The 24,929-nt window shown below is 73.6% G+C and carries 22 protein-coding genes; 9 read left to right on the top strand and 13 right to left on the bottom strand.

Features of this window, described 5'->3' with window-relative positions; translation table 11 throughout:
* The first annotated feature begins 75 nt into the window (after positions 1-75).
* From ACFQTY_RS05650 to ACFQTY_RS05670, 5 genes are all read left to right on the top strand, one after another.
* Positions 76-1,500, top strand: coding sequence for an ATP-binding protein (locus ACFQTY_RS05650; protein WP_378098411.1), 1,425 nt, complete (start codon positions 76-78; stop codon positions 1,498-1,500).
* Positions 1,497-2,171 (top strand): response regulator, encoded by a 675-nt coding sequence (locus ACFQTY_RS05655; protein WP_291759433.1) that lies wholly within the window; start codon positions 1,497-1,499, stop codon positions 2,169-2,171. The genes ACFQTY_RS05650 and ACFQTY_RS05655 overlap by 4 nt, the downstream gene beginning before the upstream one ends.
* 83 nt (positions 2,172-2,254) lie before the next feature.
* A complete protein-coding gene (locus ACFQTY_RS05660) occupies positions 2,255-3,001 on the top strand; it encodes an ABC transporter permease (protein WP_378098415.1) in 747 nt (248 codons plus the stop codon).
* Positions 2,998-3,675, top strand: a complete 678-nt coding sequence (locus ACFQTY_RS05665; protein WP_378098418.1) for a response regulator transcription factor — start codon at positions 2,998-3,000, stop codon at positions 3,673-3,675. Before ACFQTY_RS05660 ends, ACFQTY_RS05665 begins: the two co-directional genes overlap by 4 nt.
* The gene (locus ACFQTY_RS05670; protein WP_378098421.1) at positions 3,672-4,943 is read left to right on the top strand and encodes a sensor histidine kinase; all 1,272 of its coding nucleotides are present in this window, start codon (positions 3,672-3,674) and stop codon (positions 4,941-4,943) included. The genes ACFQTY_RS05665 and ACFQTY_RS05670 overlap by 4 nt, the downstream gene beginning before the upstream one ends.
* On the opposite strand, the gene ACFQTY_RS05675 is transcribed toward ACFQTY_RS05670, so the two are convergent.
* The 3 genes from ACFQTY_RS05675 to ACFQTY_RS05685 are packed head-to-tail and all read right to left on the bottom strand — an operon-like array spanning position 4,915 to position 7,603.
* Entirely contained in the window at positions 4,915-5,676 is a 762-nt protein-coding gene (locus ACFQTY_RS05675; RefSeq protein ID WP_378098424.1) for an FAD:protein FMN transferase, read from the bottom strand. The genes ACFQTY_RS05670 and ACFQTY_RS05675 overlap by 29 nt on opposite strands.
* 5 nt (positions 5,677-5,681) lie before the next feature.
* A complete protein-coding gene (locus ACFQTY_RS05680) occupies positions 5,682-6,200 on the bottom strand; it encodes an FMN-binding protein (RefSeq protein WP_378098427.1) in 519 nt (172 codons plus the stop codon).
* The gene (locus ACFQTY_RS05685) at positions 6,197-7,603 is read right to left on the bottom strand and encodes a ferric reductase-like transmembrane domain-containing protein (RefSeq protein ID WP_378098430.1); all 1,407 of its coding nucleotides are present in this window, start codon (positions 7,601-7,603) and stop codon (positions 6,197-6,199) included. The genes ACFQTY_RS05680 and ACFQTY_RS05685 overlap by 4 nt, the downstream gene beginning before the upstream one ends.
* Before the next feature lie 189 nt (positions 7,604-7,792).
* On the opposite strand from ACFQTY_RS05685, the gene ACFQTY_RS05690 reads away from it, so the two are divergent.
* A complete protein-coding gene (locus ACFQTY_RS05690) occupies positions 7,793-9,694 on the top strand; it encodes a heavy metal translocating P-type ATPase (RefSeq protein WP_378098433.1) in 1,902 nt (633 codons plus the stop codon).
* Between the two features lie 79 nt (positions 9,695-9,773).
* Here the strand turns inward: ACFQTY_RS05690 and ACFQTY_RS05695 are convergent, their stop codons facing one another.
* Positions 9,774-10,823: an alcohol dehydrogenase catalytic domain-containing protein gene (locus ACFQTY_RS05695; RefSeq protein ID WP_378098436.1), complete on the bottom strand. Its 1,050-nt coding sequence runs from the start codon at positions 10,821-10,823 to the stop codon at positions 9,774-9,776.
* Positions 10,824-11,039: 216 nt separating this feature from the next.
* Here ACFQTY_RS05695 and ACFQTY_RS05700 point away from each other — a divergent pair, with 216 nt between their 5' ends.
* Positions 11,040-11,705 carry an HAD family hydrolase gene (locus tag ACFQTY_RS05700; RefSeq protein ID WP_337973252.1) on the top strand — a complete coding sequence of 222 codons (666 nt, stop codon included), beginning with the start codon at positions 11,040-11,042 and terminating at the stop codon, positions 11,703-11,705.
* Positions 11,706-11,808: 103 nt separating this feature from the next.
* Here ACFQTY_RS05700 and ACFQTY_RS05705 read toward each other — a convergent pair whose 3' ends face one another.
* From ACFQTY_RS05705 to ACFQTY_RS05730, 6 genes are all read right to left on the bottom strand, one after another.
* On the bottom strand, positions 11,809-13,047 hold the full coding sequence (locus ACFQTY_RS05705) for a hypothetical protein (RefSeq protein ID WP_378098440.1): 1,239 nt from the start codon (positions 13,045-13,047) through the stop codon (positions 11,809-11,811).
* 102 nt (positions 13,048-13,149) lie between these two features.
* Positions 13,150-14,217, bottom strand: a complete 1,068-nt coding sequence (locus tag ACFQTY_RS05710; protein ID WP_378098443.1) for a glycosyltransferase family 1 protein — start codon at positions 14,215-14,217, stop codon at positions 13,150-13,152.
* Positions 14,214-16,946 (bottom strand): sodium-translocating pyrophosphatase, encoded by a 2,733-nt coding sequence (locus ACFQTY_RS05715; RefSeq protein ID WP_378098446.1) that lies wholly within the window; start codon positions 16,944-16,946, stop codon positions 14,214-14,216. Before ACFQTY_RS05715 ends, ACFQTY_RS05710 begins: the two co-directional genes overlap by 4 nt.
* A 111-nt stretch (positions 16,947-17,057) precedes the next feature.
* Positions 17,058-17,435 (bottom strand): hypothetical protein, encoded by a 378-nt coding sequence (locus ACFQTY_RS05720; RefSeq protein WP_337973248.1) that lies wholly within the window; start codon positions 17,433-17,435, stop codon positions 17,058-17,060.
* 142 nt (positions 17,436-17,577) lie between these two features.
* Entirely contained in the window at positions 17,578-19,488 is a 1,911-nt protein-coding gene (locus ACFQTY_RS05725; RefSeq protein WP_263729354.1) for a DUF4914 family protein, read from the bottom strand.
* Positions 19,489-19,716: 228 nt separating this feature from the next.
* On the bottom strand, positions 19,717-20,856 hold the full coding sequence (locus tag ACFQTY_RS05730; RefSeq protein WP_378098451.1) for a DUF4349 domain-containing protein: 1,140 nt from the start codon (positions 20,854-20,856) through the stop codon (positions 19,717-19,719).
* Between the two features lie 519 nt (positions 20,857-21,375).
* Here ACFQTY_RS05730 and ACFQTY_RS05735 point away from each other — a divergent pair.
* Complete coding sequence (locus ACFQTY_RS05735; protein WP_378098454.1) at positions 21,376-22,461, top strand: NAD-dependent epimerase/dehydratase family protein; 1,086 nt, start codon at positions 21,376-21,378, stop codon at positions 22,459-22,461.
* 31 nt (positions 22,462-22,492) lie between these two features.
* Here the strand turns inward: ACFQTY_RS05735 and ACFQTY_RS05740 are convergent, their stop codons facing one another.
* The 3 genes from ACFQTY_RS05740 to ACFQTY_RS05750 all read right to left on the bottom strand — a co-directional run bounded on the left by ACFQTY_RS05740 (position 22,493) and on the right by ACFQTY_RS05750 (position 24,216).
* Positions 22,493-22,942: an HIT family protein gene (locus ACFQTY_RS05740; protein ID WP_378098457.1), complete on the bottom strand. Its 450-nt coding sequence runs from the start codon at positions 22,940-22,942 to the stop codon at positions 22,493-22,495.
* A gap of 43 nt (positions 22,943-22,985) precedes the next feature.
* Positions 22,986-23,537, bottom strand: coding sequence for a DUF1697 domain-containing protein (locus ACFQTY_RS05745; RefSeq protein ID WP_378098460.1), 552 nt, complete (start codon positions 23,535-23,537; stop codon positions 22,986-22,988).
* Positions 23,538-23,640: 103 nt separating this feature from the next.
* On the bottom strand, positions 23,641-24,216 hold the full coding sequence (locus ACFQTY_RS05750; protein WP_263729349.1) for an NYN domain-containing protein: 576 nt from the start codon (positions 24,214-24,216) through the stop codon (positions 23,641-23,643).
* A gap of 138 nt (positions 24,217-24,354) precedes the next feature.
* Here ACFQTY_RS05750 and ACFQTY_RS05755 point away from each other — a divergent pair, with 138 nt between their 5' ends.
* Entirely contained in the window at positions 24,355-24,831 is a 477-nt protein-coding gene (locus tag ACFQTY_RS05755; protein ID WP_378098464.1) for a MarR family winged helix-turn-helix transcriptional regulator, read from the top strand.
* Positions 24,832-24,929: the final 98 nt, after the last annotated feature.

The raw sequence follows: 24,929 nt of genomic DNA on the forward strand, positions 1-24,929 counted from the left end.
GGACGGTGCGCGGCGCTCCCCCCGGGGGCGACCGCGGTCCCCTCACCGTCCGGGCGGGCGTGGCACGCTGACGCCATGAGCGCCGCGCCGTCCGCCCTGCCACGTGCGGGGATGCGGCTCACCAGGGCTCGGCGCCTGGCCGGCATCGGTCTGGTGGTCGTCGGCGGCCCGCTCGGCACGCTCGCGCTGGTGCGCCTGGGTACCGGCCTGTCGCTCGGCGCCGTGCTGATGCTCTACGTGCTGATGGTGGTGATCGCCGCTGCGGTCGGCGGCCTGGAGGCGGCCGGGCTCGCCGTGGTGGTCGGCTTCCTGCTCGCGAACTGGTTCTTCGTGCCACCGCGGCACACGTTGGCGGTGGACAGTCGCGACGCGCTGGTGGAGCTCGCCGTGTTCGTGGTGGTCGGCGGCATCGTCGGCCTGACGGTGCAGCTCGCCGCGCGGGAGCAGGCGGCCGCCGCCCGCAGCCGGATCGGCTCCCAGGTGCTGTCGCGCCTGTCCGCCGAGCCGGTGTCCGACGCCTCCGTGGTCGGTGTGCTGGACGAGGCGCGGCGGGTGCTCGCGATGGACACGATGGCGCTGGTGCGGCGCGGCGCCGCAGCACCGCTGGCGCGCGTGGGGCCGACGCCGTCCGGCAGCCCCGGCCTCGTCGTCGAGGCCGGGCCCGACCTGCAGCTGATCGGCTACGGGCCGGAACCGTTCGCGGCGGAGCGGTCGCTGCTCACGGGGCTGGCGGGGGCGGCGGCACGGGCATGGGACGCCCAGGTGCTCGCCGAGCAGGCGTCCCGGGCGCGGCAGCTCGCGGAGGGGGAGCGGGTCCGCACGGCGCTGCTGGCGGCCGTCGGGCACGACCTGCGCACCCCGCTGGCGGGGATCAAGGCGGCCGTCAGCAGCCTGCGCTCGACGGACGTCGTGTGGTCGGACGACGAGCGCGCCGAGCTGCTGGAGGCCGTCGAGCAGGGTGCCGACCGGCTGTCCGACCTCCTGGCCAACCTGCTGGACCTGTCCCGCCTGCAGGCCGGGGCGCTCGCGGTGCACCGGGTGCCGGTCGACCTCGACGAGGTGGTGGGCCGCGCGCTGCTGACGCTCAGCGACGAGCAGGTCCAGGTGGACGTCCCGGCGGGGCTGCCGCCGGTGCTGACCGACCCCGGCCTGGCAGAGCGCGTGGTGGCCAACGTGGTGGACAACGCCCGCCGGTACGCGCCCGCGGGTTCACGTGTGCGGGTGGAGGCCGAAGTCATCGACGACGCGGTCCAGCTCCGCGTGGTGGACCACGGCCCCGGGGTGCCCGAGGGGCAGTGGCGGCACCTGTTCGAGCCGTTCCGCCGGCTCGACGACCGGTCGGCCGGTGTCGGGCTGGGGCTCGCGATCGCGCACGGGTTCGCCGAGGCGCTGGGCGGCTCGCTCGCACCGTCGCGGACGCCGGGCGGCGGCCTGACGATGACGTTGCGGCTGCCGCTGGCCGGGCGGCAGGCCGAACCGACCCCGGGGGAGACGGCGTGACCAAGGTGCTGGTGGTCGACGACGACGCGACGCTCCTGCGCGCCCTGACGATCAACCTGCGCGCCCGCCGGTACGAGGTCGAGCAGGCCGCCACGGGGCGGGCCGCTCTGCGCGCCGCGGCGGCCGGGGTCGACGTCGTCGTGCTCGACCTGGGCCTGCCCGACATCGACGGCGTCGACGTGGTGGCCGGCATCCGGGGCTGGTCGCAGGTGCCGATCATCGTGCTCTCCGCACGCGAGTCCCAGGCCGCCAAGGTGGACGCCCTCGACGCCGGTGCCGACGACTACGTCACCAAGCCGTTCGGCATGGACGAGCTGCTCGCCCGCATCCGTGCGGCGCTGCGCCGCGCCACCCCCGAGCCGGTGGCCGAGCCGCTGGTGACCACCGACGCCTTCACCGTCGACCTCGCCGACCGCCGGGTCACCCGGGACGGCGCCGACGTCCGGCTGACCCCCACCGAGTGGCACCTGCTCGAGGTGCTGGTGCACAACGCCGGGCGCCTGGTGACGCAGAAGGAGCTGCTGGCGCAGGTGTGGGGCCACGGCTTCGAGGAGCAGGGCAACTACCTGCGGGTGTATATGGCACAGCTGCGGCGCAAGCTGGAGCGGGAGCCGTCCCGGCCGCGGCACCTGGTCACCGAGCCCGGGGTGGGCTACCGCTTCGTGCCGTGAGCGGGCGACCCTCGTCGCGACGGCCCGAGGGCGGCGACGAGCGGCTCGACGGCCGGCACAGCCCGCCGCCGTAGGCTCGCCCCATGTCGTCGGCCGAGCTCCTGCGGGTGCTCGTCGGCATCGCGACGCTGGTCGTGGCCGCCGCGGTGGTGCTTCGGACCTTCCGCGTGCGGCACCCCTGGGCCCCGGCGACGGCCGTGGCGCGGGGAGCGCTGCAGCTCGCGGCCATCAGCCTGGTGCTCACCGGCGTGATCACCTCCCACCTGTGGGTCGCCGCGGCGCTGCTGGTGATGTTCTCCGTCGCGGCGACCACGGCCACCCGCCGGCTCGGCTGGACGCCGCAGCGCATGCGGCAGGTCGTCCTCGCGATGGCGGCCGGCGTGCTGCTGGCCCTCGGTGTCGTCTTCCTCACCGGGGCGATCGGCTTCACCGCGCGCTACACGCTGGCCATCGGCGGCATCGTCGTCGGCAACTCCATGACCATGGCGACGCTCGCCGGTCGGCGCTTCACCCAGGGGGTGATCGACCACTGGGAGGAGGTCGAGGGCTGGCTCGCGCTCGGCGCGCACCCGGCCCAGTCCACCGCCCAGATCGCCCGCGACGCGGTCTACTCGGCGATGATCCCGATCACCGACCAGACCAAGACCACCGGCCTGGTGACGCTGCCCGGCGCGTTCGTCGGCGCGATCTTCGGGGGCGTGTCCCCGCTGGAGGCGGGGCGCTTCCAGATCGTCGTGCTCGCCGCCGTCATCGCCGCCGGCTCCTTGACCGCCGTGCTCCTGGCCCACTGGCTGCAACCGATCCGCACCCGTCCGGAGGCCCTGAGATGACTGCCGTTCCCGGCACCGAGCGTCGGCTGCTCGTCGTGGAGGACGACGCCGACCTGGCCGACATGCTGGCGGAGCTGCTCACCGGCGAGGGCTACTCCGTGGACGTCGCCCGGGACGGTCAGCGCGGCCTGCACCTGGGGCTGACGCGCAACTACGACGTGATGGTGCTGGACCGCGGCCTGCCGGCGATCGACGGGCTGGACCTGCTGGCCAGGCTGCGCAGCCGGGGGGTCACCACGCCCGTGCTGGTGCTGTCGGCGCTCGGCAACCCCGCCGACCGCGTGGAGGGTCTGGACGCGGGCGCGGAGGACTACCTCGGCAAGCCGTTCGACATCGACGAGCTCGCCGCCCGGCTGCGAGCCCTCACCCGCCGGCACACGGAGGACGCGCTGACGCTCCCGGTGCTCGGCGGCACGCTGCACCCGGCGACGCACGAGGTGGTGCGCGACGACGGCGAGCGCGTGGCGCTGTCGGTGCGCGAGAGCGAGCTGCTCGAGGTGCTCGCGCGGCACCCGGGCCGCGTGTACGACCGTGAGCGGCTGCTCGACACGGTGTTCCCGGACGCGGGGGAGGTGGGCGTCGTCGACACCTACGTCTACTACCTGCGCCGCAAGCTGAGCCGGGACGTCGTCGCGACCGTCCGCGGTGTCGGGTACCGGCTCGGTGCGTCGTGAGCGACACCGAGCCCGCGCCCGACGAGGGCGTCGTGATCCGCCCCGGCGCGCCGCGCCCGCGGCAGTCCCCCGAGGACGTCGAGGTGGCACGTGCCGCGCGGCGCCTCGGCTGGCAGACCGCTGTGGTGGTGCTCGCCAGCGTCGTGCTGATGTCTGCCGTGGTGCTCGTCGCGGTGCTGCGCGGACAGGCGCGGGACGCCGAGGCGAAGCTGGAGCAGGTCGCGCACAGCATCGACGACACCCGGGACGTCCCGCCGGGGCTGTGGGTGACCGTGATGTCGACGGTCGACGGCTCGATGACGTCGAGCCCGGGCCTCCCGCAGGGGCTGCCGGACGTCGGCGCCCTCAGCGCCGTCGCCGAGGGCCGGCACGAGGTGCGCAGCACGGTGGCGACCGGGGAGGGCCCCGTTCCCGTCGTCACGGTCGAGCGGGACCGGGTGGTCGTGCAGGTCGCGGTCGACCCGAACGAGAAGCACGACGAGCTGGAACGGCTGCTGACGGCCCTGGCCTTCGCCGGCGGGACCGGGGTGGTGCTCGCCGGGGTGGCCGGTGCCTGGTTCGGCCGTCGGGCGGTCCGCCCGCTGGCCGATGCCCTGGCGCGCCAGCGGCGGTTCGTCGCCGATGCCAGCCACGAGCTGCGGACGCCGCTGACGCTCCTGAGCACGCGGGTGCAGCTGCTCGGGCGCCACCTCGACGCCGACGTCTCCGACGTGCCACCGCGGGTTCGCGCCGACGTGACGGGCCTGCACGGCGACACCGCCGCCCTCGCCGCGCTGTTCGACGACCTGCTGCTCGCGGCCGACGACCGTCGGGTCGCTCCCGAGCCGGTGGACGTCGCCGCAGTCGCGGCGAAGGTCGTCGCGGCCGCCGCTGCGTCCGCCTCGGCCCGCGGCATCGCGCTGCGCACCACCGGCGAGCCCGCGGCCGTCGCGCTGGCCGGAGGGGTGTCGGTCCGTCGTGCGCTGACGGCCCTGGTGGACAACGCGCTCGACCACGCGGAGTCGGCCGTCGACCTCGACGTGGTGCGCGACGGGGACCTGGTCCGCGCCCGCGTGCTCGACGACGGCCCGGGCATCGCCCCGGGCACCCGGGTGTTCGAGCGCTTCGCCTCGCACCGGCCGGCGGCCGACGGTCGTCGGCACTACGGCCTGGGCCTCGCGCTGGTCGCCGAGATCGCCACCCAGCACGGCGGCCGCGTGGCGGCCGGTCCCCGGGACGACCAGCGCCGCGGGGCTCAGGTCACGCTCGAGCTGCCGGCGCTCCGCTGACGGCGGCCGGCGCCGCGGTGATCACGCGCCGGTCGGTCGTCACGGCGATCACCGTGGCGGCTCCGTGCTCCACCGCCCACGCGGGTCCGTCCTCGCCCATCGCGAGCACGGTGGTGGCCAGCACGTCGGCGACCGTCAGGTCGGCCGCCACCACGGTCGCCGCCACCAGGGGCAGCTGCCGGGAGCCGCTGCGACCGTCCCACACGTGGGCGCCGCGCTCGTAGGTGCCGGAGGTCGCCACGGCGCCGTCCGTCACGGACAGCACGGCGAGCACCGCCTGCGGGTCGTCGGGGTGCCGCACCGCGACGTCCCACGCTCGACCGGGCTCCGGCTCGCCGCGGGTCACCACGTCCCCACCGGCGTTCAGGCAGAAGTCGCGCAGTCCGGCGGCGACCAGCACGTCGGCGGCCCTCTGCGCCGCCCAGCCCTTGACCACGCCGTTCGTGTCGAGCCGTCCCTCGGGGGTGCAGACGTCGAACACGCCGCCCGACTCCTCGTGGGCGCGCGCCGCGAGGTCGAGCACCTCGCGCATGTCGGCGGACAGGTCGTCCTCGGGCACCTCACCGCGCTCCAGCCGCCGCAGCTCGCTGTCGGGCCGGTAGGTGCTGAACCGCTCGTCGGCCTGGTGCAGCACGGCGAACGCCGCGTCGAGGGCAGCCTGGACGTCCGGGCCCTGCGCCCGCCGCACGTCCACGGACATCGGCAGGCCCATGACCTCCTCGACGCGACGCACCGAGCTCAGCCGAGCTTGTCGATCGCCGACTGCAGCGACTGCGCGTACGCCTGCGAGGTGAACGTCGCACCGGACACCGTGTCGATGTTCGCCGAGCCGGCCGCGATGGCCTCCTTCGTCAGGATCGGCACGGCGTACGCGTTGATCTGCACGCTCTCCCCGTGGCGGTTCGGCGTCTGCAGCGCCTGCACCGCGGAGACCTTGCCGTTGGTGAAGGTGACCGACAGCTGCAGCGGCCCGTAGGGCGTCTGCTCGGTGGTGCCCACGATCGTCTTGGTCCCGCTCGTGGTGCCGGACTGGGTGCCGGTCGCGCTCGACGAGCCCGAGGCGCCCGACGACGTCCCCGTCGAGCCGCCCGTCGTACCCGCGGCGGACTGCCCGGTCGAGGTGCCACCCGTGCCGGTGTGCACGGCGCCGGACGCCGCCAGACCGTCGGACCCGGAGAACCGGGCGGCGGCGGTCGCCGCGATCGCGGCCAGCGTGCCGGCGAAGATCAGGGTCCCGCGCCAGGGTTGGGTGCTCATGACAGGCTCAGCTCCTCGTGGTGGATGGCGGCACGCGGGACGCCGAGCGCCCGTGCCGACCTGACGACGGTGTCCGTCATCGCGGCCGGGCCGCAGACGAACACGTCGCGCTGCCGGATGTCGGGGACCACACGGCCCAGCACGGCCGGCGACAGCGGGTCGTACCCGAGGTCGCGCCGGCGGCCCGGCAGCGGGACGTAGTGCAGGGTGTCGTAGTCGGGGAACTCCCGGGACAGCGCCAGTCCCTCGGCGTCGTGGGCGCGGTGCACCACCACGACGTCACGCCCCTGCGAGACGAGCTCCTCGGCCAGCGCCCGCACGGGGCCGATCCCGGCGCCACCGGCCACCAGCAGCACGCGGCGCGAGCGGGCCCGGTCGGCCGTGAACTTACCGAAGGGTCCCTCGAGCAGCACCCGGGTGCCGGGGCGGATGCGCCGCACGGCCGTGGAGTGGTCGCCCAGCGCGCCGATGGTGAACCGCACGCGCTCGTCCGTCGGGACGACGGACACCGAGTAGGGGTGCGCGGTCCAGATGTGCCCGGGGGTGAGGAACCGCACGAGGAAGAACTGCCCGGCCCGGGCCTGCAGCGCGTCGAGGCCGCTGCCCTTCAGCCACACGCTGGTGGTGCCCTTGGCCTCGTTGACCACCGACTCGACCGTCAGGCCGAGGTGCACGTGCTGCACCAGCGGGAGCCCGACGCGCCACCAGACGATCGCCAGCGCGGTGCCGGCGTACATGGTGAACCACACGGTCTTGGCCGGCCAGGAGCCGACGAAGTGCGCGCCGGAGGAGATCTGGTGCAGGAAGGTCAGGAAGATCCCGCCGTAGATCGTGAAGTGGATGCCGAACCACCACTCGTAGCTCAGGTAGCGGCGCAGCAGCCGGGCGCTGGTCAGCCCGACGACCAGGAAGACGACCGTCCCGACGATCGCGGGCAGGATGTCCGAGTAGGTGTGCAGCTGCGCCATCAGCTCGGCCCACGGCGTCTTGTGGTCGCTGAGCATCCCGCCGAGGATCATCGCGCCGACGTGGGTCAGCACCAGCAGCAGCACCGTGGTGCCCAGCGACCGGTGCCAGGACACCAACCGGTCCAGTCCCACCGCCCGCTCGAACCACGGCACCCGCGCGACCAGCAGCACCTGGGCGCACACCAGGAACGACGCGATCAGTCCGGCGAGCTCGCCGAACGCCGTGATCGCCGTGCCGGGCGTGCTTCCCATGGACGGCGAGGTCCCGGCCCACCAGAACCACAGCACGGCGAGCGAGCCGAGCCAGATGACGGCACGGACCGACCGGGCACCGGGCCCCCGTACGGGTGCGGCCTGACGGCTGCGCGACGAGGCCGTCGGGCGGCTGCCTCGGGCTGCCGGACCGGCCGTCCGGGTCATCGTGGAGGTCGTCATGGCAAGGATCATTCCGAGCCGTTCTCAGAGTTCTCTCCGAGCCACCTGTGTGTCGGTTGTGCGGCGGGCCGGGGGCGTCGGCAGACGGCAGGGCGGCTCGCCAGACGGCTCGGCGGCTCCCTCGCGACGCCGCCAAGGCCAGCCGATCCTTGCTATCGCACCTGCCCTTGGTTCAGGTATCACGGACGCATGACCAAGATCGAGGACTGGCTGCGCCGCTACCCGATGGTGGCCGCGACGCTCGTCGTGGCCCTCGCCGGACTCGTCCTGACGCTCACGGCGCCCGCCGCCACCCGCTGGGTGGTCGGGGGCTACGCGCTCGTCGTCGCCGGGATGCACGCCTACCAGATGGTGCGGGACATGCTGCGGGGCAACTTCGGCCTCGACGTGCTCGCCGTCACCGCCGTCGTGTCCACCGTCGCGGTCGGTGACGTCTGGGCGGCGCTGATCGTCGTGCTGATGCTCACCGGCGGCTCCGCGCTGGAGGACTACGCCTCGGCGCGCGCGCACCGCGAGGTGTCCGCCCTGCTGGCCCGCGCACCGCACTTCGCCCACGTGGTGGGCCCGGACGGCGAGCTGACGGACGTCGCCGTCACCGACGTCCGCGTCGGCGACCTGCTGCTGGTGAAGCCCGGGGAGGCCGTCCCCGTCGACGGCGTGCTCGAGGGCGACACGGCGTCGTTCGACGAGTCCTCGCTGACCGGTGAGTCGCTCCCGGTGGAGCACCTCGCGGGCGAGGCGGTGCTGTCCGGCTCGGTCAGCGACCAGCAGGTGGCGATGGTCCGCGCGACCGTCGAGGCGAAGGACAGCCAGTACCAGAAGATCATCGAGCTGGTGCAGGCGGCAGCCGACTCCAAGGCACCGATCGTGCGGCTGGCCGACCGGTACGCCGTGCCGTTCACCGCCGTCGCGCTGGTGCTCGGCGGCGTCGCCTGGTGGCTCAGCGGCAGCCCGGTGCGCTTCGCCGAGGTGCTCGTCGTCGCGACCCCGTGCCCTCTCCTCATCGCCGCGCCCGTCGCCTTCATCGCCGGCATGAGCCGCGCCGCGAAGAACGGCGTCGTGATCAAGTCTGGCGGCATCCTCGAGCAGATGGCCCGGATCCGCACGGTCGCCCTCGACAAGACCGGCACCCTGACGTACGGCCACCCGCGCGTCGAGTCGGTCGAGCCGGTGCTCGGCACGGCGTCCGACGACCTGGTGCGGTTCGCCGCCGCCGCGGAGCAGTTCTCTCCGCACGTCCTCGCCCAGTCCGTGGTCGACGCCGCGCAGAGCCGGGGGCTCGACGTCCCCGACGCGTCGGACGTGACGGAGACGACCGCTGCCGGCGTGACGGCCACCGTGGACGGACGGCGGGTGGTGGTCGGCAAGGCGAGCCACGTCGAGCAGGTCACCGGGACGACGGTGCTGGCGGCGGAGCTGCCGCCGGGCCGTCTGGCGGTGCACGTGGGGGTCGACGGTCGGCACGCCGGCCGGCTCGTGGTCGCCGACGAGATCCGCCACAACGCCGCGCCGACGCTGCAGACCCTCCACCACCTCGGTGTCCGGCACGTCGTCATGCTGACCGGCGACGCCGAGCCCACGGCCCTGCACGTCGCGGCGGCGATCGGCGTCGACGACGTGCGCGCGGGCCTGCTGCCGGCGGACAAGGTCTCCGCCGTGGTCGGCCTGCAGGACCGCCCGGTCATGATGGTCGGGGACGGCGTCAACGACGCCCCGGTGCTGGCGGCGGCGGACGTCGGCGTCGCGATGGGCGCGAAGGGCGCCACGGCCGCGAGCGAGTCGGGCGACGTCGTCATCATGCTGGACGACCTCGGCCGCGTGGCCTCGGCCGTCGCGATCGCTCAGCGCACCGTGCGGGTGGCCCTCGAGTCCATCTGGATGGGCATCGTGCTGAGCGTCGGCCTGATGGTCGTCGCCGCCTTCGGGGTGATCCCGGCCGTGGTCGGCGCCTCGCTCCAGGAGCTCGTGGACCTCGTCGCCATCCTCGGTGCGCTGCGGGCCGTCCGCCCGGGCCGCTCGGAGCCGGCACCCACCCACGCCGACGTCCTCCCGGTGGAGCACACGCCGCCGGTCGCCGCCGCCGTGCTGTGAACCGGCCCTGAGGCGGCACGCCCCACCGCCGGGCCGGACCCACGCCGGGCCCAGGCGGGCCCGACCGGATCGGCGCACCTCAGGGCACGACCACCGTCATCCCCACCCTCGCGGCGCCCGGCTCACCGAGCGCCGCGAGGGCGTCGGCGGCCTCGTCCAGGCCCACCACCGCCCCCACCAGCCGGTCGGGGGACAGCCGCCCCTCGGCGATCGCGGCCAGCATCGCCGGGTACTCGTGGGCCGCCATGCCGTGGCTGCCGTACAGCTCCAGCTCCCACGCGATGAGGCGGTCCATCGGCAGCGGTGGCCGCGAGTGCGCGCCGAGCAGCAGCCCCACCTGGACGTGGCGACCACGCCGCCGCAACGCCAGGACGCCCGTGACCGCCGTTCGCGGGTCACCCAGTGCCTCGACGCTCACGTGCGCACCTCCGCCGGTCAGCTCCACCAGGCGGCCGGCCACCTCCTCGGGGCTGTCGTCACCGGGGTCGAGCACCGCATCGGCCCCCAGCTCCAGGGCGGCCGCCCGCGCGGCGGCCGAGGTGTCCACGCCCGCCACCCGCGCCCCGAGCGAGCGGGCGATCATCACCGCCGACAGGCCCACGCCCCCGCACCCGAGCACCACCACCTGGTCGTCGGTCCGCACCCGACCGTGCACGGTCAGCGCCCGGTAGGCGGTGGCGAACCGGCACCCGAGCCCGGCCGCCGTCGTCGCGGCCATGCCGTCCGGAAGCCGCACCAGGTTCGTGTCCGCATGGTGCAGCGCGACCAGCTCGGCGAACGAGCCCCAGTGCGTGAAACCGGGCTGGGTCTGGTGCGGGCACACCTGCTGCTCTCCGCTGCGGCACGTCGGGCAGGTACCGCACGCGCAGACGAACGGCACGGTCACCCGGTCCCCGACCCGCCACCGGCGGACCAGGGGACCGGCGGTCACCACCGTGCCCGCCAGCTCGTGGCCAGGCACGTGCGGCAGCACCACCGAGTCGTCGTGCCCCTGCCAGGCGTGCCAGTCGCTACGGCACACCCCGGTCGCCTCGACCTGCAGCACCACACCGTCGTCCGGGCACACCGGGTCGGGGACCTCCACGACGGCGGGCCGGGCCCCGAGCTCCTCGATCAGCAGCACGCGCACGACCCGATCGTGCCAGCCGGCGCGGGCACAGCGGCCCCCGGGCGGCGGGCTGTCGAAGATGCGGCCATGGTCCCGGTCCGAACGCACGCGCGGGTGGTCGGATGGGGAGTGGTCTGCACTCCGGGCCTGACCCCCGGGCCTGATCTCCGGGCCTGCGGGTGATCGGTCGCGACCGGCTGCCGCCGGCGCGTGGACAGAGGAAGAGGTTCGACGACGATGATCGTGCTCTGGGACCTGGACGGGACCCTGCTGCTGGACAACAGCCCCGAGGGCGGCGAGAGCGTGTTCGCCCAGGCGCTGCGCGACGTCACCGGCCTGACGGACGTCACGGTCCCGGAGCGGCACGGCAAGGTCGACTGGCAGATCCTCGACGAGATGCGCCGGGGCGCGGGCCAGCCGGACACGGTCGCGGGCCCTCTGACGCGCCGCTTCGTCGAGCTGTCGGAGGCCTGGTACGCGCAGCCCGAGAACGCGTGCGACCCGGTACCGGGCGTCCAGGAGGCGCTCGCGGCCGTGCACGCCAACGGCTGGACCAACGCGCTGATCACGGGAAACTCCAAGCAGCGCACCCGCGTGAAGCTGACGAGCGCGGGCTACGACCTCGCCCTCTTCGACTGGGGCCACTCGTTCTTCGGCGCCATCTACCCGGACCGGGCGGCGCTCGCGTGGGCGGCCGCCCGTGCGGTGCACAACGGGGTGCTGGTCGGTGACACGGAGGGCGACGGCGTCGCCGCGAACGCGGGCGGCTTCGCCTTCGTGGCCGTCACCACCGGCGGGACGGACGCCGGCAAGCTGGCGAAGTTCGGTCCGGTCCTCGTCGTCGACGACTGGACCACCCAGCTCGAGGACTTCCTCACGGTGGTCAAGCGCTCGGTGCGGTGAGCGGCGGACCGGGGCGCGGCCGTACCCGGTCGCGCCCGTCGTGCCCGCGGGTCGTGTCAGCTCGTCGTGCCGCTCGGGCCTGCCGTGAACCCGACTGCGGACGTCAGGGAGCGCCGATGGAGAACTCGTGCGGCGTGTACTTCCACACCGTCCAGATCCACGCGACCTGCAGCACCGCGGAGACGCCCAGCAGCACCACCGGCCAGCGCCGTGCCCGTGGACGGTCTCCGGTCTCGAGGCCGAGCGCGACCACGCCGAACGGGAACGCCAGCAGGAAGAACCTGACCAGGCTGAAGATGATGTCGCCGACGGACAGGATGTAGACGAGGTACGCGGCGCTCCACACGTACAGCTCCGCACCGAGCCGCCGCGCCGAGCGGCTCGCCAGCATGGCGAACATCCCCAGCACGATGAGGACGATCCCCACCGCGACGGGCCACGGCATGATCCCCAGCCGCGCCCAGCCGGCGAAGGGGTACGCGCCGCGGCCCACCCGCCACGCCTTCTGGGTCAGCAGGTACGCGTCGGGGATGCCGGTCACCCAGCCGCAGATCGCGGGCCAGGCGAGCCCCGAGACCCCCGCGACGGCCAGCAGCACCCCGATCCGCACCAGCTCCCGCACGCCGAGCCGGTCGCGCCCCGCGCGCTGCTCGCGCCAGCGCAGCCATGCGTGCACCAGCACCACCACCGCCATCGGCAGGGCCACCGCTCGGGTGAACCCCAGCGCGGCGACCGGAAGGGCCGCCCACAGGTACGCCCGTCGTAGCACCAGCAGCAGGCTCCCGGCCACCAGCAGCAGCGCCAGGGACTCGGTGTAGCCCGCCTGCAGCACGGTGGCCGCCGGGTAGAGGCCGATGGCGGCGACGGTCAGCACCGGCAGGCCGGGCCGGGCTGCGACGGCCCGCGGGGCGCCCTCGGTCACCAGGCGGTGCACGACGACGGCCGCTGCACAGCCGAGGACCAGCGACAGCAGCGGGGCCAGGAGGTCCCAGCTGCCGCCCGTCAACGTCATCAGGCCGCGCACCAGCATGGGGTAGAGCGGGAAGAAGGCCCACGTGTTCTTGTCCACACGGCCGCGGAAGTCCAGCGGGAGCGTGTGGGGGTACCCGGTGGTCGCCACCTGGTGGTACCACCAGCCGTCCCACCACCGGCTGAGGTACAGGTCGAACGGCGGCTGGGCCAGCACGCGCCAGGAGTGGGGAGGACCGAAGCCCTGCTGCGACCAGGCGATCAGCAGCACCCCCGTGGTGAACACCCGGGTGAGCAGGTAGACCAGCAGCGCCTGTGCCCACCAGGGCCGGCCGAGCAGCGCACGGCGGACCCGTGGCGCGAGATCGGTCACGACGCTCCTCGGGGTACCGGCCACGGGGCCGGCCGGCGCGTGACAGATGATAGGGGGCGGTGGGGCCGTCGTGGGCCCCCACCGCCCCCTGCCGTGCCGCCGTCAGACCGCCGCGCCCACGCCGAACCACTCGTGGACGCGATCGGTGATCGCCTTCTCGAACAGGTCGTCGCTGTGCTGGTCGCGGAGCCACCGCGCCAGGCTGCCGCCCGCCGACGCGTCGATGTCCCGCCAGCACCCCGCCGGGTCGGTGACGGCCCGGTAGAGCTGCTCCTCCGCCTCGGCGGGGGAGCGGTAGAACAGCGGGTAGCCGCTGGGGAGCAGGGCGTGCGCCCACGGCAGGTCGGGGAAGATGCCGACGGCACCGGCAGCGAGCGCCTCGACGTACTCCAGGCCGTAGGACTCCTCGGTGGCGGTCGCGAGGAACGCCGTGGTGCGGGACAGCGCGTCCCAGTACCCGTCGCGGGTCGCCGTCAGGGGCCCGACCCACATCCACTCCCGCGACGACATCCGCATCGCCAGCTCGGACACCAGGTGCGACTCGTGCAGGCGCGCCTCGACGCGGATCGGCGTGCGCTCGCGCACGCGCTCGACCACCTCGAGGAACAGCCGTGGCTGCTTGCGCTCCGAGACGTAGATGGCCGGGTAGAGCACCAGCGGTACCGGAGGCTCGTGGCGAGGCCGGACGTGCTCCAGACGGAAGCCGAGGTTGACCCACGCCAGCCGGGCCTTCTCGGCGAGCGGCTGGACCGTCCACCGGGACACCACCTCGCGCGCCTCGTTCGCCGTGCGCTCGGAGTTCGCGAACGTCGGGAACAGCGCGCAGGACAACGCCAGCGCGGCCTGCTCCACCGGGTGCGGGTACGTGGTGGTGGGCCACCAGAGGAAGTTCATCAGCCGTGGCTCGGCACCCGCGGGGCGCAGCGTGCGCCACACGTCCACCGAGTCGAGCACGTCCATGCTGATCACCACGGTGGTGACCGGGTCGACGAACTCGAGCGGGATCAGGTCGAAACCGGCGCACCTGCGCGGTCCCGGCCCGATCAGCTCGGAGCCGGGGAACACCCGCAGCAGCCGCCGCACCAGCGTGGAGCCGGCGTCGTGCCCGACGACGTGGCCGCTGCCGTCGACGAGCGCCGCGTCGTGCTTGATGGCGACCTTGGTGATCATCGTGCGTCGCCGCCCACCGTGTCGGTCGCGCCGGCGTGGGCGAGCGCGGTGTCGTCCGGACTGCCGGCCGGGGTGACCAGCTGCTGACCCTGTGCGGCTGCCGCAGGTGCCTCCACCGGGGTCGGTGCGGGCCGGGTGGTGCTCGGCAGGTCCCGCGCCTCGGGCCGGTCGTCGGAGCCGCGCGGTGCCGACGGCTCGGCGGGCTGCTCGTCGTCGAGCGACGCCCGGATCCGCATCCCGTAGAACGACCGGTGCACGAAGAACACCGACACCAGGAAGAAGACCCCGGCGAGGATGCGCACCAGCGTGCCGTTGCCGTCCCCGGTCAGGCTCACACCGAGCTCGACGGCCAGCAGGCCGAACAGCGTCGTGAACTTGATGACGGGGTTGAGGGCCACCGAGGAGGTGTCCTTGTACGGGTCGCCGACCGTGTCGCCCACGATCGTCGCGTCGTGCAGCGAGGTGCCCTTGGCGTGCAGGTCGACCTCGACCACCTTCTTGGCGTTGTCCCAGGCGCCGCCCGCGTTGGCCATGAAGATCGCCTGGTAGAGACCGAAGATCGCGATGGAGATCAGGTAGCCGATGAAGAAGTACGGCTCCACGAACGCGAACGCGAGGGTGACGAAGAAGACGGCCAGGAACATGTTGAGCATGCCCTGCTGGGCGTACTGGGTGCAGATGTCGACGACCTTGCGGGAGTCGGACTCGCTGGCACGCGTGCTGCCGTCCAGGCGGATCGTGTTCTTGATGAACTCCACCGCCCGGTAGGCGCCGGTGGTCACCGCCTGGATGGACGCGCCGGTGAACCAGTAGATGACGGCCCCGCCGGCGATCAGGCCGAGCAGGAACGGCGGGTGCAGCAGGGACAGGTTCTGCACGTCCTTCGTCAGGCCGGCGGTCAGCGCCATGATGATCGAGAAGATCATGGTGGTGGCGCCGACGACGGCCGTGCCGATCAGCACGGGCTTGGCGGTCGCCTTGAACGTGTTCCCGGCGCCGTCGTTCTCCTCCAGCATCTGCTTGGCGCTGTCCCACTTCGGCTCGATGCCGAAGTCGGCGGCCAGCTCCGCGTCGATGTTCTCGACCTCTTCGATCAGGGACAGCTCGTAGACGCTCTGCGCGTTGTCCGTCACGGGGCCGTACGAGTCGACCGCGATGGTCACCGGACCCATGCCGAGGAAGCCGAACGCCACCAGGCCGAAGGCGAACACCGCAGGCGCGGTCATCAGGGCGCTCAGACCCTGCCCGCTGATCAGGTACGCGACGCTCATCAGGGCGACGATCGCCATGCCGAGCCAGTAGGCGGAGAAGTTGCCGGCCACCAGGCCGGACAGGATGTTCAGCGACGGACCGCCCTCGCGGGAGCTCTTCACCACCTCGCGCACGTGGCGGCTGGACGTCGAGGTGAACACCTTGACCAGCTCGGGGATCAGCGCGCCGGCCAGGGTGCCGCAGGAGATGATCGTCGCCAGCTTCCACCAGGCGCCGTCGCCGGGTCCCTGCAGGTCGCCGAGCACGAACCACGTGGTGACGAAGGTGAGCACGATGCTGACCGCCGAGGTGAGCCACACGAGCGAGGTCAGGGGCTTCTCGAAGTCCATCCGCGTGGCGTCGCGGTAGCGCGCCCGCACCAGCGCGTCGTTGACCAGGTAGGAGAGGGCCGAGGCGACGAGCATCACGGCCCGGACGGCGAAGATCCACACCAGGAGCGTCGCCTGGACCTTGGTGTCGGCGACGCCGAGCAGGATGAACGTCACCAGGGCCACGCCCGTGACGCCGTAGGTCTCGAAGCCGTCGGCGGAGGGGCCGACCGAGTCGCCCGCGTTGTCACCGGTGCAGTCGGCGATCACGCCGGGGTTGCGGGCGTCGTCCTCCTTGATCTTGAAGACGATCTTCATCAGGTCGGAGCCGATGTCGGCGATCTTGGTGAAGATGCCGCCCGCGATGCGCAGGGCGGAGGCGCCGAGCGACTCACCGATGGCGAAGCCGATGAAGCAGGCACCGGCGATGTCCGCCGGCAGGAACAGCAGGATGACCAGCATCATCAGCAGCTCGAGGCTGATCAGCACCATGCCGATGCTCATGCCCGACTTCATCGGGATGCGGTGCACCGGCAGCGGCTTGCCGTCCAGCGCCGCGAACGCGGTCCGCGAGTTGGCGAAGGTGTTCACGCGGATGCCGAACCACGCCACCGCGTACGAGCCGCCCATGCCGAGCAGGCTGAACCCGATGATCACCGCGACGCGGCCCCACGTGAAGCCGACGAGTGCGCGGTAGTACACGACGATGACCGCCGCGATGAACACCCACAGCGTGAGCAGGAACCGGCCCTGGCGCAGCAGGTACGTCTGGCAGGTGGAGTAGATCAGCTCGGAGATGTCCCGCATGCTGACGTGCACCGGCAGGCGCCGCAGCTGCAGGAACGCGACGAGCCCGAAGGCCAGCCCGAGCAGGCAGACGAGCAGGCCGGCGACCAGCAGCACCCGGCCGGAGAAGCCACCGGCGATCGTGACGGCGGACAGGTCCGGCAGCCGGAGGCTCGCCTCACCGCCGTGGCCGGCGCCGGCGCTCCCCGACGAGGCGCAGCCGGCCAGCGACGTCGCCGCCAGTGCGCCGACGGCGAGCCCGAGCAGCGGTCGACGCCGCCTGCGACTGCCTGGGTCGGGGCTCCCGGGGGGCGGAGCGGTGGGGGTGAGGAGGTGGGTGCGGGTATCCAGAAGTGTGCGCACGGTCCGATCCCAGGGAGAGCGTCGTTGCTGTCGTTCTCCACGCTAGGAGCGGGGCGCTGCGAGCGGGCGTGACCTACGGCCCAGGGCTCCGTGCAGGTCGCGGACGTGCGCTCAGACCGACGTCAGCGCACGTCCGAGCACGTGCGCGACCTCGTCGGCGAGTGCGGCTCCCAGGGCGGTGCACGACGTGTACGGACCGCAGACCACCCCGGCCGCGGACCAGACGAGCGTGCGAGCCAGCTCCGCACCCGACGCGGTGGCGAGCGTGACCTCGTAGCACCGCAGCAGCCCTTCGTCGGTCGCGTCCCGGAACTCGGGGTCGTCGGCCGGGAACAGACCGGCGGGCCGCTCGTCCGGCCAGCGCTCCACCTCGATCACGTACCCGGTGCCGACCAGCAGCTCGTCGACGGCGCCGGCGTCCGGTGCGGTCGCGACGGTGAGCGCGGGGCCGGGTGCGATCCGGACGGTGTCCACGGTGCTCGTTGCCATGCTCGCCACGGTAGGTCGGACCACCGACAGTGCCCGGGACCACCCTCCGGCGCGTCGCCGGGCACGTGCGCGCGACGGACGGCCGCACCCCTGTGGGGGCGCGGCCGTCCGCGGTCCCACCGCGCGTCGTGCGTGCGGCAGCTCAGATGTACAGCGGCGTCAGGGCCTCGTACTCCGCGACGGAGGCGTCGTTGAGCACCAGGTCGATGATCCGGCGGCCGAGCGGGTCCAGCTCGTCCGTGGCGAACTGCTCCAGCTCCGACTTGAAGAAGCCGGTGAGGATGGCCGCCCCGGCGTCGTACGCCTCGACACCCACCTGCGACTGGGACTCCGGCGTGAGCAGCGTCGGCCGGATCTGCTGACCGTCGATCTTGATCTCGCGCGGCCGGTAGCCGAACAGGGCGCAGCGCGCCGGCTCGAGCTGGTCCTTGCCGATGCGGCCGCCGCCGCGGCGGGCGAGGTACTCACGGGTGAGCCACTCGGCCGCGAAGCCGACCTTGTAGGCACCGATGTGCTGGTTCGGGGTGAGGACGTACCGCGTGTGGTCCATCTCGACGATCTGCTTGAGCAGCAGGTTCGCCGAGCCCACCTTGGTCCCCGTCGAGAACGGCCAGTACGACCCGACGCCCTCGGCCACCATCCCGCCGTGCGAGATCGCCGACTTCTCCTTGGCACTCTCACCGATGGACGGGTTCTTGTCCCCGCGCGGCGCGATCAGCCGCCACACCCAGGCGAGCGACGGCGGGACGATGTGCATCATCCCCATCACCCCGTAGGTGGGCGCCTCGCGGGTGCACAGCGGCATCCGGACGCCGAACGTCCGCACGTCCACGCTCTTGGGCTCGCTGACCACGTTCTTGACGAACTGGCGGGGGATCACCACGCGCGGGTTGGGGCAGCGCTTGCCGTTCGAGTCGAGGGTGTGCTCCCACGGCAGCGCGGTCGCGTCGGCCACACCGTCGATCGACAGGAACACCAGGGGCTCCTGGGGCTCGATCACCGCTCGCTCGAACGCCGGGTCCTCGCCGTAGCTGGTCATGTTGTCGACGCGGACGAACCAGCCCGCCTCCGCGTCGGCCACGACCAGCCGGTGGTCGCCCTTCTGGATCGACGGGTGGCACAGCGTCATGTCGTCCGTCACCGGGGCGAGGGCGCTCGTCTCGCCGAGGGTGATGTGGTACGGCTCGTTCCGGACGACGTTGGTGCCGACCAGGATGCGGCCGTCGTCCTCGCGCCGGATCTCCTGGCACATCTCCGACTTGCCACCGCCGGAGGCGCCCTCGTGCATGATCACGGTCTCGTTCTCGTACGGCGTCGTGACCTTCACCGACGAGGCGTGGGCGGTGATCCACTCCTCGTGCTGGCCGATGTCCAGCAGCACCGAGAACACGCCCTTCTTGGCGCTCGGCCCCGGGTACAGGTTGTACGCGAACACCTCGTGCAGCGTGTCGGTGCGGTCGTGCACCACCACCTGGCGCCCGCCGAACTGCGTGTGCCGGAACGGCGGGGCGACGTACAGGATCGACCGCGGCGTGAACGGCCCGATCTCGTCGAAGGTCACCCAGCCCTGCAGGTCGACCAGCACCAGCGCGAAGAAGGCCGCGTTGGCCGGGACGATCGCCACGGACGGGTACCCGTACACCGGGCCGCCGGCCTTGAACGGGACGACGACGAGCTCCTGCGTGCCGAGCCACTCGAGGGTGTCGGCCTTCACCGGCGCGAACGCCTCGCCGAACACGTCGCGGTACCGCGGCTTGTCCGTGGGCAGGTCGTCCGCGATGCGCATGCAGTCGGGGTCGCGCCGACGCATGTAGTCCTCGAGGTAGTTGACCGCGATGCCGTTGCGGCAGCGGGTGACGGTGGCCTCCGGGTAGGGCGCCCCGTCCACCTCGTACTCCACCGTGAAGCTGGGGCCTCCTGCGGGGCCGAGTGCCAGCTCGTAGAGCTCGGCACGGCTCTCCGGCACGATCAGGCGCGGGCTCGCCTCGAGGGCGGCGCGGACGCCCTCGGGGAGGGCGACGTCGGCCAGGGATGCGGACGTGGTGACGCTCACGGCAGCTCCTTCTTCGGAAAGGGGCACCGGCGGGTCGGCGGCGGCTGCCGCCACGGCGCCGGGGCTGCGAGGCGGTCCGGGAGGAAGCCCCGGCCCAGCACTTGCTTTGCCTGGACGTTACGACGGGATGGCCAGCAGCCAGTGGGACCTTAGGCTGCGGACGGCGGCGCAGCCCCGCGTGAGGTCGGCGATCGTCTCTGCATCTGAGACGGGATCGTCCGGTGGCGGTCAGCCCGCCGGCGGAGCCGGCGGCCTGGCAGCCGCGGCGGTCGGGCCGGGAGCGGTCGGGCCGGGAGCGGACGAGCCGGGCGCCTGCGGTCCGGTCGGTGCCGCCGAGACCGGTGCGGCGGCGCCCGAGGGCGTCGGCGGGTTCCCGGGAACCATCGGTCCGCCCGGCTCCCAGGGGACGCCGTGGTCGCCGGGCCGAGGCGGCATCGTCCTGGCGCCGTAGCGCCTGCGCAGCAGTCGTCGGGCCGCGCCCGCAGCGACGGCCACGAGTGCCGCGAGCAGGAGCCACGGGCCCACCACCCCGAGTGCGACGAGGGCGCCGCGCGCCACGGCCCCGAGCGCCTTCAGGCCTGCTGACCAGCCGTCGGCGAAGCTGTGCAGCTGGATCCTCGGCGCAGGAGCCTCCCCGGGGGAGGTCAGCACCACCCGCAGCGTCGACAGCGCCACCTGGTCGGCCAGCACCGCGCGCTGGCCCTGGAGCTGCTCGAGGGCTGCCTGGCGCTCCGACAGCGCCTGCTCGGTGGAGATCAGGTCGGCCGTGGTCGTGGCCTTCGACATCAGGTCCTGCATGCGTGCGACGGACAACCGGGCCGCATCGATCCGCGCGTCCAGGTCCTCCGCCGTCCCCGTGACGTCGGTCGCCTGCAGCGTGAAGGAGGTGACGTCCCCGAGGCCGCGCAGCGTCTGGACGGTCTTCTCGAGCTGTGTCGCGGGGACGCGCACGGTGAGCGTGGCGCTGCCGGCGGTCCCCGGTCCTCGTCCGGTCTCCTCGTGCGCGTCGACCCGACCGCCGGCCTGGTCGACGACCGCGAGCACCCGAGTCACGGTGCCGACCGGGTCCGGCACCGTCAGGTGCAGCTCGCCCGTCTGCACCACCTGGCGGTTGACGCCGGCGGCCGCGTTGGAGCCGGCTGCTGGCGCGGCGGCACCGCCACCGGCCTGCGCCTTGTTGACGTCGCCCTGCGCGGCGCTGTTCGGCTGGGAGCTCGAGGAGGAGCGCTGGTCGGCCGAGCACCCGCCGGCCAGCCCGACGAGCCCCACGACCAGCGCCGCCACCACGACACCGCCCGCGCGACGCCGGGGCCGCCACTTCGTGCGGTTGAAGGCGGAGGTCCAGGTCAGCGGCATCGACGAACGCATGCCGAGACGCTAACGACCGCAGGGCCTTCAGTGTGACGCGGTTGACCCGATCGTGACCCGACCGTCACCGTTCTGTCGATGCAGGGCGCTGCCCGGCTCGCCCCTCGTGGCGCGGACGGTGCCGTTCGCTGCGAGCGTGAAGGTCTCTTGGTCCGAGGCGGACGTTCCCTATGCGCGACCTCAGAGGTGGTGCTAGAAAGGAGACGGGCCGGGAGCGGGTGCCGGCCCTGCTCGAGGGTCGAGGGTCGCGGCGAGAGCCGGACCGCCCGTCAGGGTGCAGGAGCGCGCCACGTCTCGTGCCGGCGAGACGCCTCCCGTGGACGCCCCGTCTCCACAGCTGGAGACGGGGCGTCACAGCGTCCGGGGCCGGCCGCGTCGGTCCCGTGCGCGTCGGCACACCTGGTGGTGGCCAGCCCGGATGCGACGCGCAGCGGCTGGTGCCACCGTGGTCCGCGGGCGCCCGCGACGGACCGGGCCCGGGAGGTGCGGCGTGGACACGGTCGGCGATCGGCAGCGCTCATGAGGGTCGTCATCGTCGGGGCCAGCGGCAACGTCGGCACGGCGCTGCTGCGCCGCCTCGCGACGGATGCCACCGTCACGTCCGTCGTGGGCGTCGCGCGGCGCGTCCCCGACCGGGTGCCGCCCGCGCCGTACGACATCGCCTCGTGGCAGGGGATCGACCTGGGGGCCTCCGGTCCGGACGAGCCGGCCGTGCACCGGCTCACCGAGGTCGTCACCGGGGCGGATGCCGTCGTCCACCTGGCCTGGGCCATCCAGCCGAGCCACGACCGCGCGCGGCTGCGCGCCACCAACGTCGTCGGGACGCGTCGGGTGCTGGAGGCCGTGCGGCGGGCCGGGGTCCCGCAGCTGGTGGTGGCGTCCTCCGTCGGCGCCTACTCGCCCGCCCAGGATGACCGGCCGCGCACGGAGGACTGGCCGACCGACGGCGTGCGGTCGTCGTCGTACAGCGTGGACAAGGCGGCGGTGGAGCGGATGCTGGACGAGGCCGTGCAGCGGCTGCCCAGCCTTGCGATCGCCAGGCTGCGCCCCGCACTGATCTTCCAGCGGGCGTCCGGCCGCGAGATCGGCCGGTACTTCTTCGGGCCGTTCCTCCCCGAGCGTGCGCTCGGCCACGTGCCGGTGCTCCCGTGGCCGGCCGGCCTGCGGCTGCAGGTGGTGCACGCCGACGATGTCGCCGCGGCCTACCGCGAGGCCGTGGTCCGCAGGGTCAGCGGACCGTTCAACGTGGCGGCGCCCGGGGTGCTGCACGCGGAGGACGTCGCGCCGCTTGTCGGCGCCGACCGCGTGGTCGAGGTCTCCCGGGCCGCCGCACGGGCAACGGTCGCGGCCGGCTGGCACCTGCGCCTGGTGCCGGTCGGTCCGGGCTGGTTGGACATGGCGTTCGCGGCGCCCGTCCTGGACAGCGGGCGCGCTCGGCGCGAGCTCGGATGGCAGGCGGGACGCGACGGCGCGACGACCCTGGCGGAGGCGGTGCGGGGCATCTCCGACGGCGCCGGCACCGCGAGCCCACCGCTGCGTCCCCGGCACGTGCCGCGGCACCCCGCGAGGGGACGACCGGTTCCGGAGACCGGCATCGGGCGCTAGCGACGCCCCGGACCGGCCCCGGGCAGTACTGCTAGCCCAGCGCCGGCGAACCCAGCGCAGCCGGCACGTGGTCGGCGTGGCCCGCAGCACGCAGACCTGTCCGGAGCGCCTCCGCCGAGGCGTCGAGCTGCTGCGGGAGCACGTCCGTCCGGGCGTTGGCGAACGTGAGGCTGCGCTCGTCCCACGCCGGCAGCACGTGCAGGTGCAGGTGCGGCACCTCGAACCCGGCGACGAGGACGGCGGCGCGCGGAGCACCCCACACCGCCTGCTGCGCGAGCCCGATGGTCTTCGCCACGGCGATGAGGTGAGCCAGCACCTCGTCCGGAGCGGCCGTCAGCTCGGGGTACTCCGCACGTGGCACGACGAGGACGTGGCCGTCGGTGATCGGTGCGATCGTCGCGAAGGCCACGGCCTGGTCGTCCGCCCAGACGAACCGCCCGGGGAGCTCGCCGTCGATGATCCGGGTGAAGAGCGTCGCCATGAGGCTCACGCTAGCGCCGTCCTCGGAACCACCCGGGCGGAGGTCAGCGGCGCTCGTCGACCAGCGACTGCAGCGCCAGGACGGTGCGCCAGTTGCGCGCGGTGCCCACCCGGCCGGCGGCACGCGAGAGCACGTCCAGCGTCAGCCGGGACCGTCCGATGCCGTGCGGGTAGTAGACGTACGTCTCCTCGCCGTGCCAGGCGACCTGCTCCTCGCCGTACCGGGCGGCGTCGAACGTCCCGACGCTCTCCTCGTCGGGCGTGCCCTCCCAGCAGACGACCGTCAGCCGGGACGGGTCGTCGACGGCGTGGTCGGTGAACGGCACGTCCACGACCAGCCGGTCCCACTGCGTCCCGCTCCTGGTCAGCACGGGCACCGCGAAGCCGCACAGCCGGCCCAGGGCCCGCGACAGGCGCGGGCCGATCGTCTCGGGGCTCGAGTCGGGTGACGGGACCAGCACCGCGTTGCCGCTGGCTGCGTACGTCGCCACGCGCTGATGACCGAGCTCGGCGGCGGCGGCGCGCAGGTCGGCGCTGCGGACCGTCCGGCCGCCGACGTTCACCGCGCGCAGCAGCGCGACCGTCACCTCGGGCACGGTCCACACTGTGCCGCGCTCGCGTCACCGCAGCCAGTGCGCCACGCGCTCGCCCTGCGCCCCGCTCCGGGCGAGGGTGCGGTAGGGCGGCCCGACCGACCGGTCAGAGGTAGCGGGTGGGGTCGAACTCGTCGAGCGGGATGATGCGCAGGCGCGGCAGCTGTACGTTGAAGGCGGCGACGTCGAGCTCGAGGTCGAACGTCTGCAGACCCTTGGCGGTCAGCGAGGCCAGCGCGGTGCTGGTGAACTCGCGGAAGGCGAGCAGGCCGACCCGGCGGTCACCCTCCACGAGCCGCTGGACCTCGGGCGCGAAGTCCCCGTCGTGGCTGGCGAGCATGACGTCGCCACCGTGCTCGGCGATCGCGTCGAGCATCCGCTTGATGCCGATGTCGACCACCTTCTCGGTGGCGTCGCCCGCCAGCGGGATCGGCTGGAAGCCGATCGCCAGCAGCGCCTGCACGAACGACATCGGCAGCGAGCCGCTGGAGGCGTTGAGGAAGAACAGGCCCCGCACGTGCTGACCCCAGCGCTGCTCGGCGAACGCCAGGACCCGTTCCCACCGCGGTCGCTGGTCCGGGCTGGGCCGTCCACCGAGGATCGAGGATCCGAGCGTCGCGTCGATGTTCTCGCCGTCGACCAGCAGGTACGTCGTCGGACCGGCGGCCGGGATCGTGCTCATCCGGTCACTGTAGCCAGCGGGCACAATGGGACGCCGCGCGCCGGTCCGCAGTCCCGCCGGTGGCGCCGGGAGGCCCACGACGGTGTCCTCGGCGAGGGTCGGGACGGTGGCGAGGACCGGACGGGAGAGGCGGCGACCATGGAGGGCGCAGGGCGGCGGCCGACGACCCGCGAGGTCGCCGACGCGTGGGAGTCGCTGTTCCGCACCCAGGTGACCGTGCTCCGTCGGCTCCAGGACGACGACATCTGGGACGAGGTCTCGCTGCGCGAGTACGACGTCCTCTTCGCCCTCTCGGGGGCGCCGGGCCTCACCTTGCGCCAGCGTGACCTCCAGGACGCGTCGCTGCTCAGCCAGCCGAGCCTGTCCCGCCTGGTCGACAGGCTGGTGGCGGCCGGCCTCGTCGAGCGTCGCCCTGTGCCCGGCGACGGCCGTGGGGTGGGCGTGCACCTCACGGACGAGGGCCTGAAGGTGCAGCGTGCGGTAGGCCGCAGGCACGTGCGCTCGATCGAACGGCTCCTGGGCGGCACCCTGGACGCCGAGGAGCTGGCAGCCCTCCGGACGCTGCTGGACCGGCTCCGGCACGGTGCCGCGACGACCCCGCCCCTGCGGCCGTGAGGCCGCCGATCGCGGGACCTCCGGCCCATCGCACGGCGGGGCACCGCAGGAGACGATGGATCACCTCGCCACGAAGCGCAGCGCATCCCGGGGAGGGT

It is taken from the genome of Cellulomonas sp. T2.31MG-18 (assembly GCF_964266755.1).
GTDB lineage: Bacteria > Actinomycetota > Actinomycetes > Actinomycetales > Cellulomonadaceae > Cellulomonas.

Excerpts from the sequence above, each read along its gene's own strand:
- ACFQTY_RS05650 (WP_378098411.1), top strand. The coding sequence starts at position 76 with ATGAGCGCCGCGCCGTCCGCCCTGCCACGTGCGGGGATGCGGCTCACC.
- ACFQTY_RS05660 (WP_378098415.1), top strand. The coding sequence starts at position 2,255 with ATGTCGTCGGCCGAGCTCCTGCGGGTGCTCGTCGGCATCGCGACGCTG.
- ACFQTY_RS05665 (WP_378098418.1), top strand. The coding sequence starts at position 2,998 with ATGACTGCCGTTCCCGGCACCGAGCGTCGGCTGCTCGTCGTGGAGGAC.
- ACFQTY_RS05680 (WP_378098427.1), bottom strand. The coding sequence starts at position 6,200 with ATGAGCACCCAACCCTGGCGCGGGACCCTGATCTTCGCCGGCACGCTG.
- ACFQTY_RS05685 (WP_378098430.1), bottom strand. The coding sequence starts at position 7,603 with ATGACGACCTCCACGATGACCCGGACGGCCGGTCCGGCAGCCCGAGGC.
- ACFQTY_RS05690 (WP_378098433.1), top strand. The coding sequence starts at position 7,793 with ATGACCAAGATCGAGGACTGGCTGCGCCGCTACCCGATGGTGGCCGCG.
- ACFQTY_RS05700 (WP_337973252.1), top strand. The coding sequence starts at position 11,040 with ATGATCGTGCTCTGGGACCTGGACGGGACCCTGCTGCTGGACAACAGC.
- ACFQTY_RS05710 (WP_378098443.1), bottom strand. The coding sequence starts at position 14,217 with ATGATCACCAAGGTCGCCATCAAGCACGACGCGGCGCTCGTCGACGGC.
- ACFQTY_RS05720 (WP_337973248.1), bottom strand. The coding sequence starts at position 17,435 with ATGGCAACGAGCACCGTGGACACCGTCCGGATCGCACCCGGCCCCGCG.
- ACFQTY_RS05730 (WP_378098451.1), bottom strand. The coding sequence starts at position 20,856 with ATGCGTTCGTCGATGCCGCTGACCTGGACCTCCGCCTTCAACCGCACG.
- ACFQTY_RS05735 (WP_378098454.1), top strand. The coding sequence starts at position 21,376 with ATGAGGGTCGTCATCGTCGGGGCCAGCGGCAACGTCGGCACGGCGCTG.
- ACFQTY_RS05740 (WP_378098457.1), bottom strand. The coding sequence starts at position 22,942 with ATGGCGACGCTCTTCACCCGGATCATCGACGGCGAGCTCCCCGGGCGG.
- ACFQTY_RS05750 (WP_263729349.1), bottom strand. The coding sequence starts at position 24,216 with ATGAGCACGATCCCGGCCGCCGGTCCGACGACGTACCTGCTGGTCGAC.
- ACFQTY_RS05755 (WP_378098464.1), top strand. The coding sequence starts at position 24,355 with ATGGAGGGCGCAGGGCGGCGGCCGACGACCCGCGAGGTCGCCGACGCG.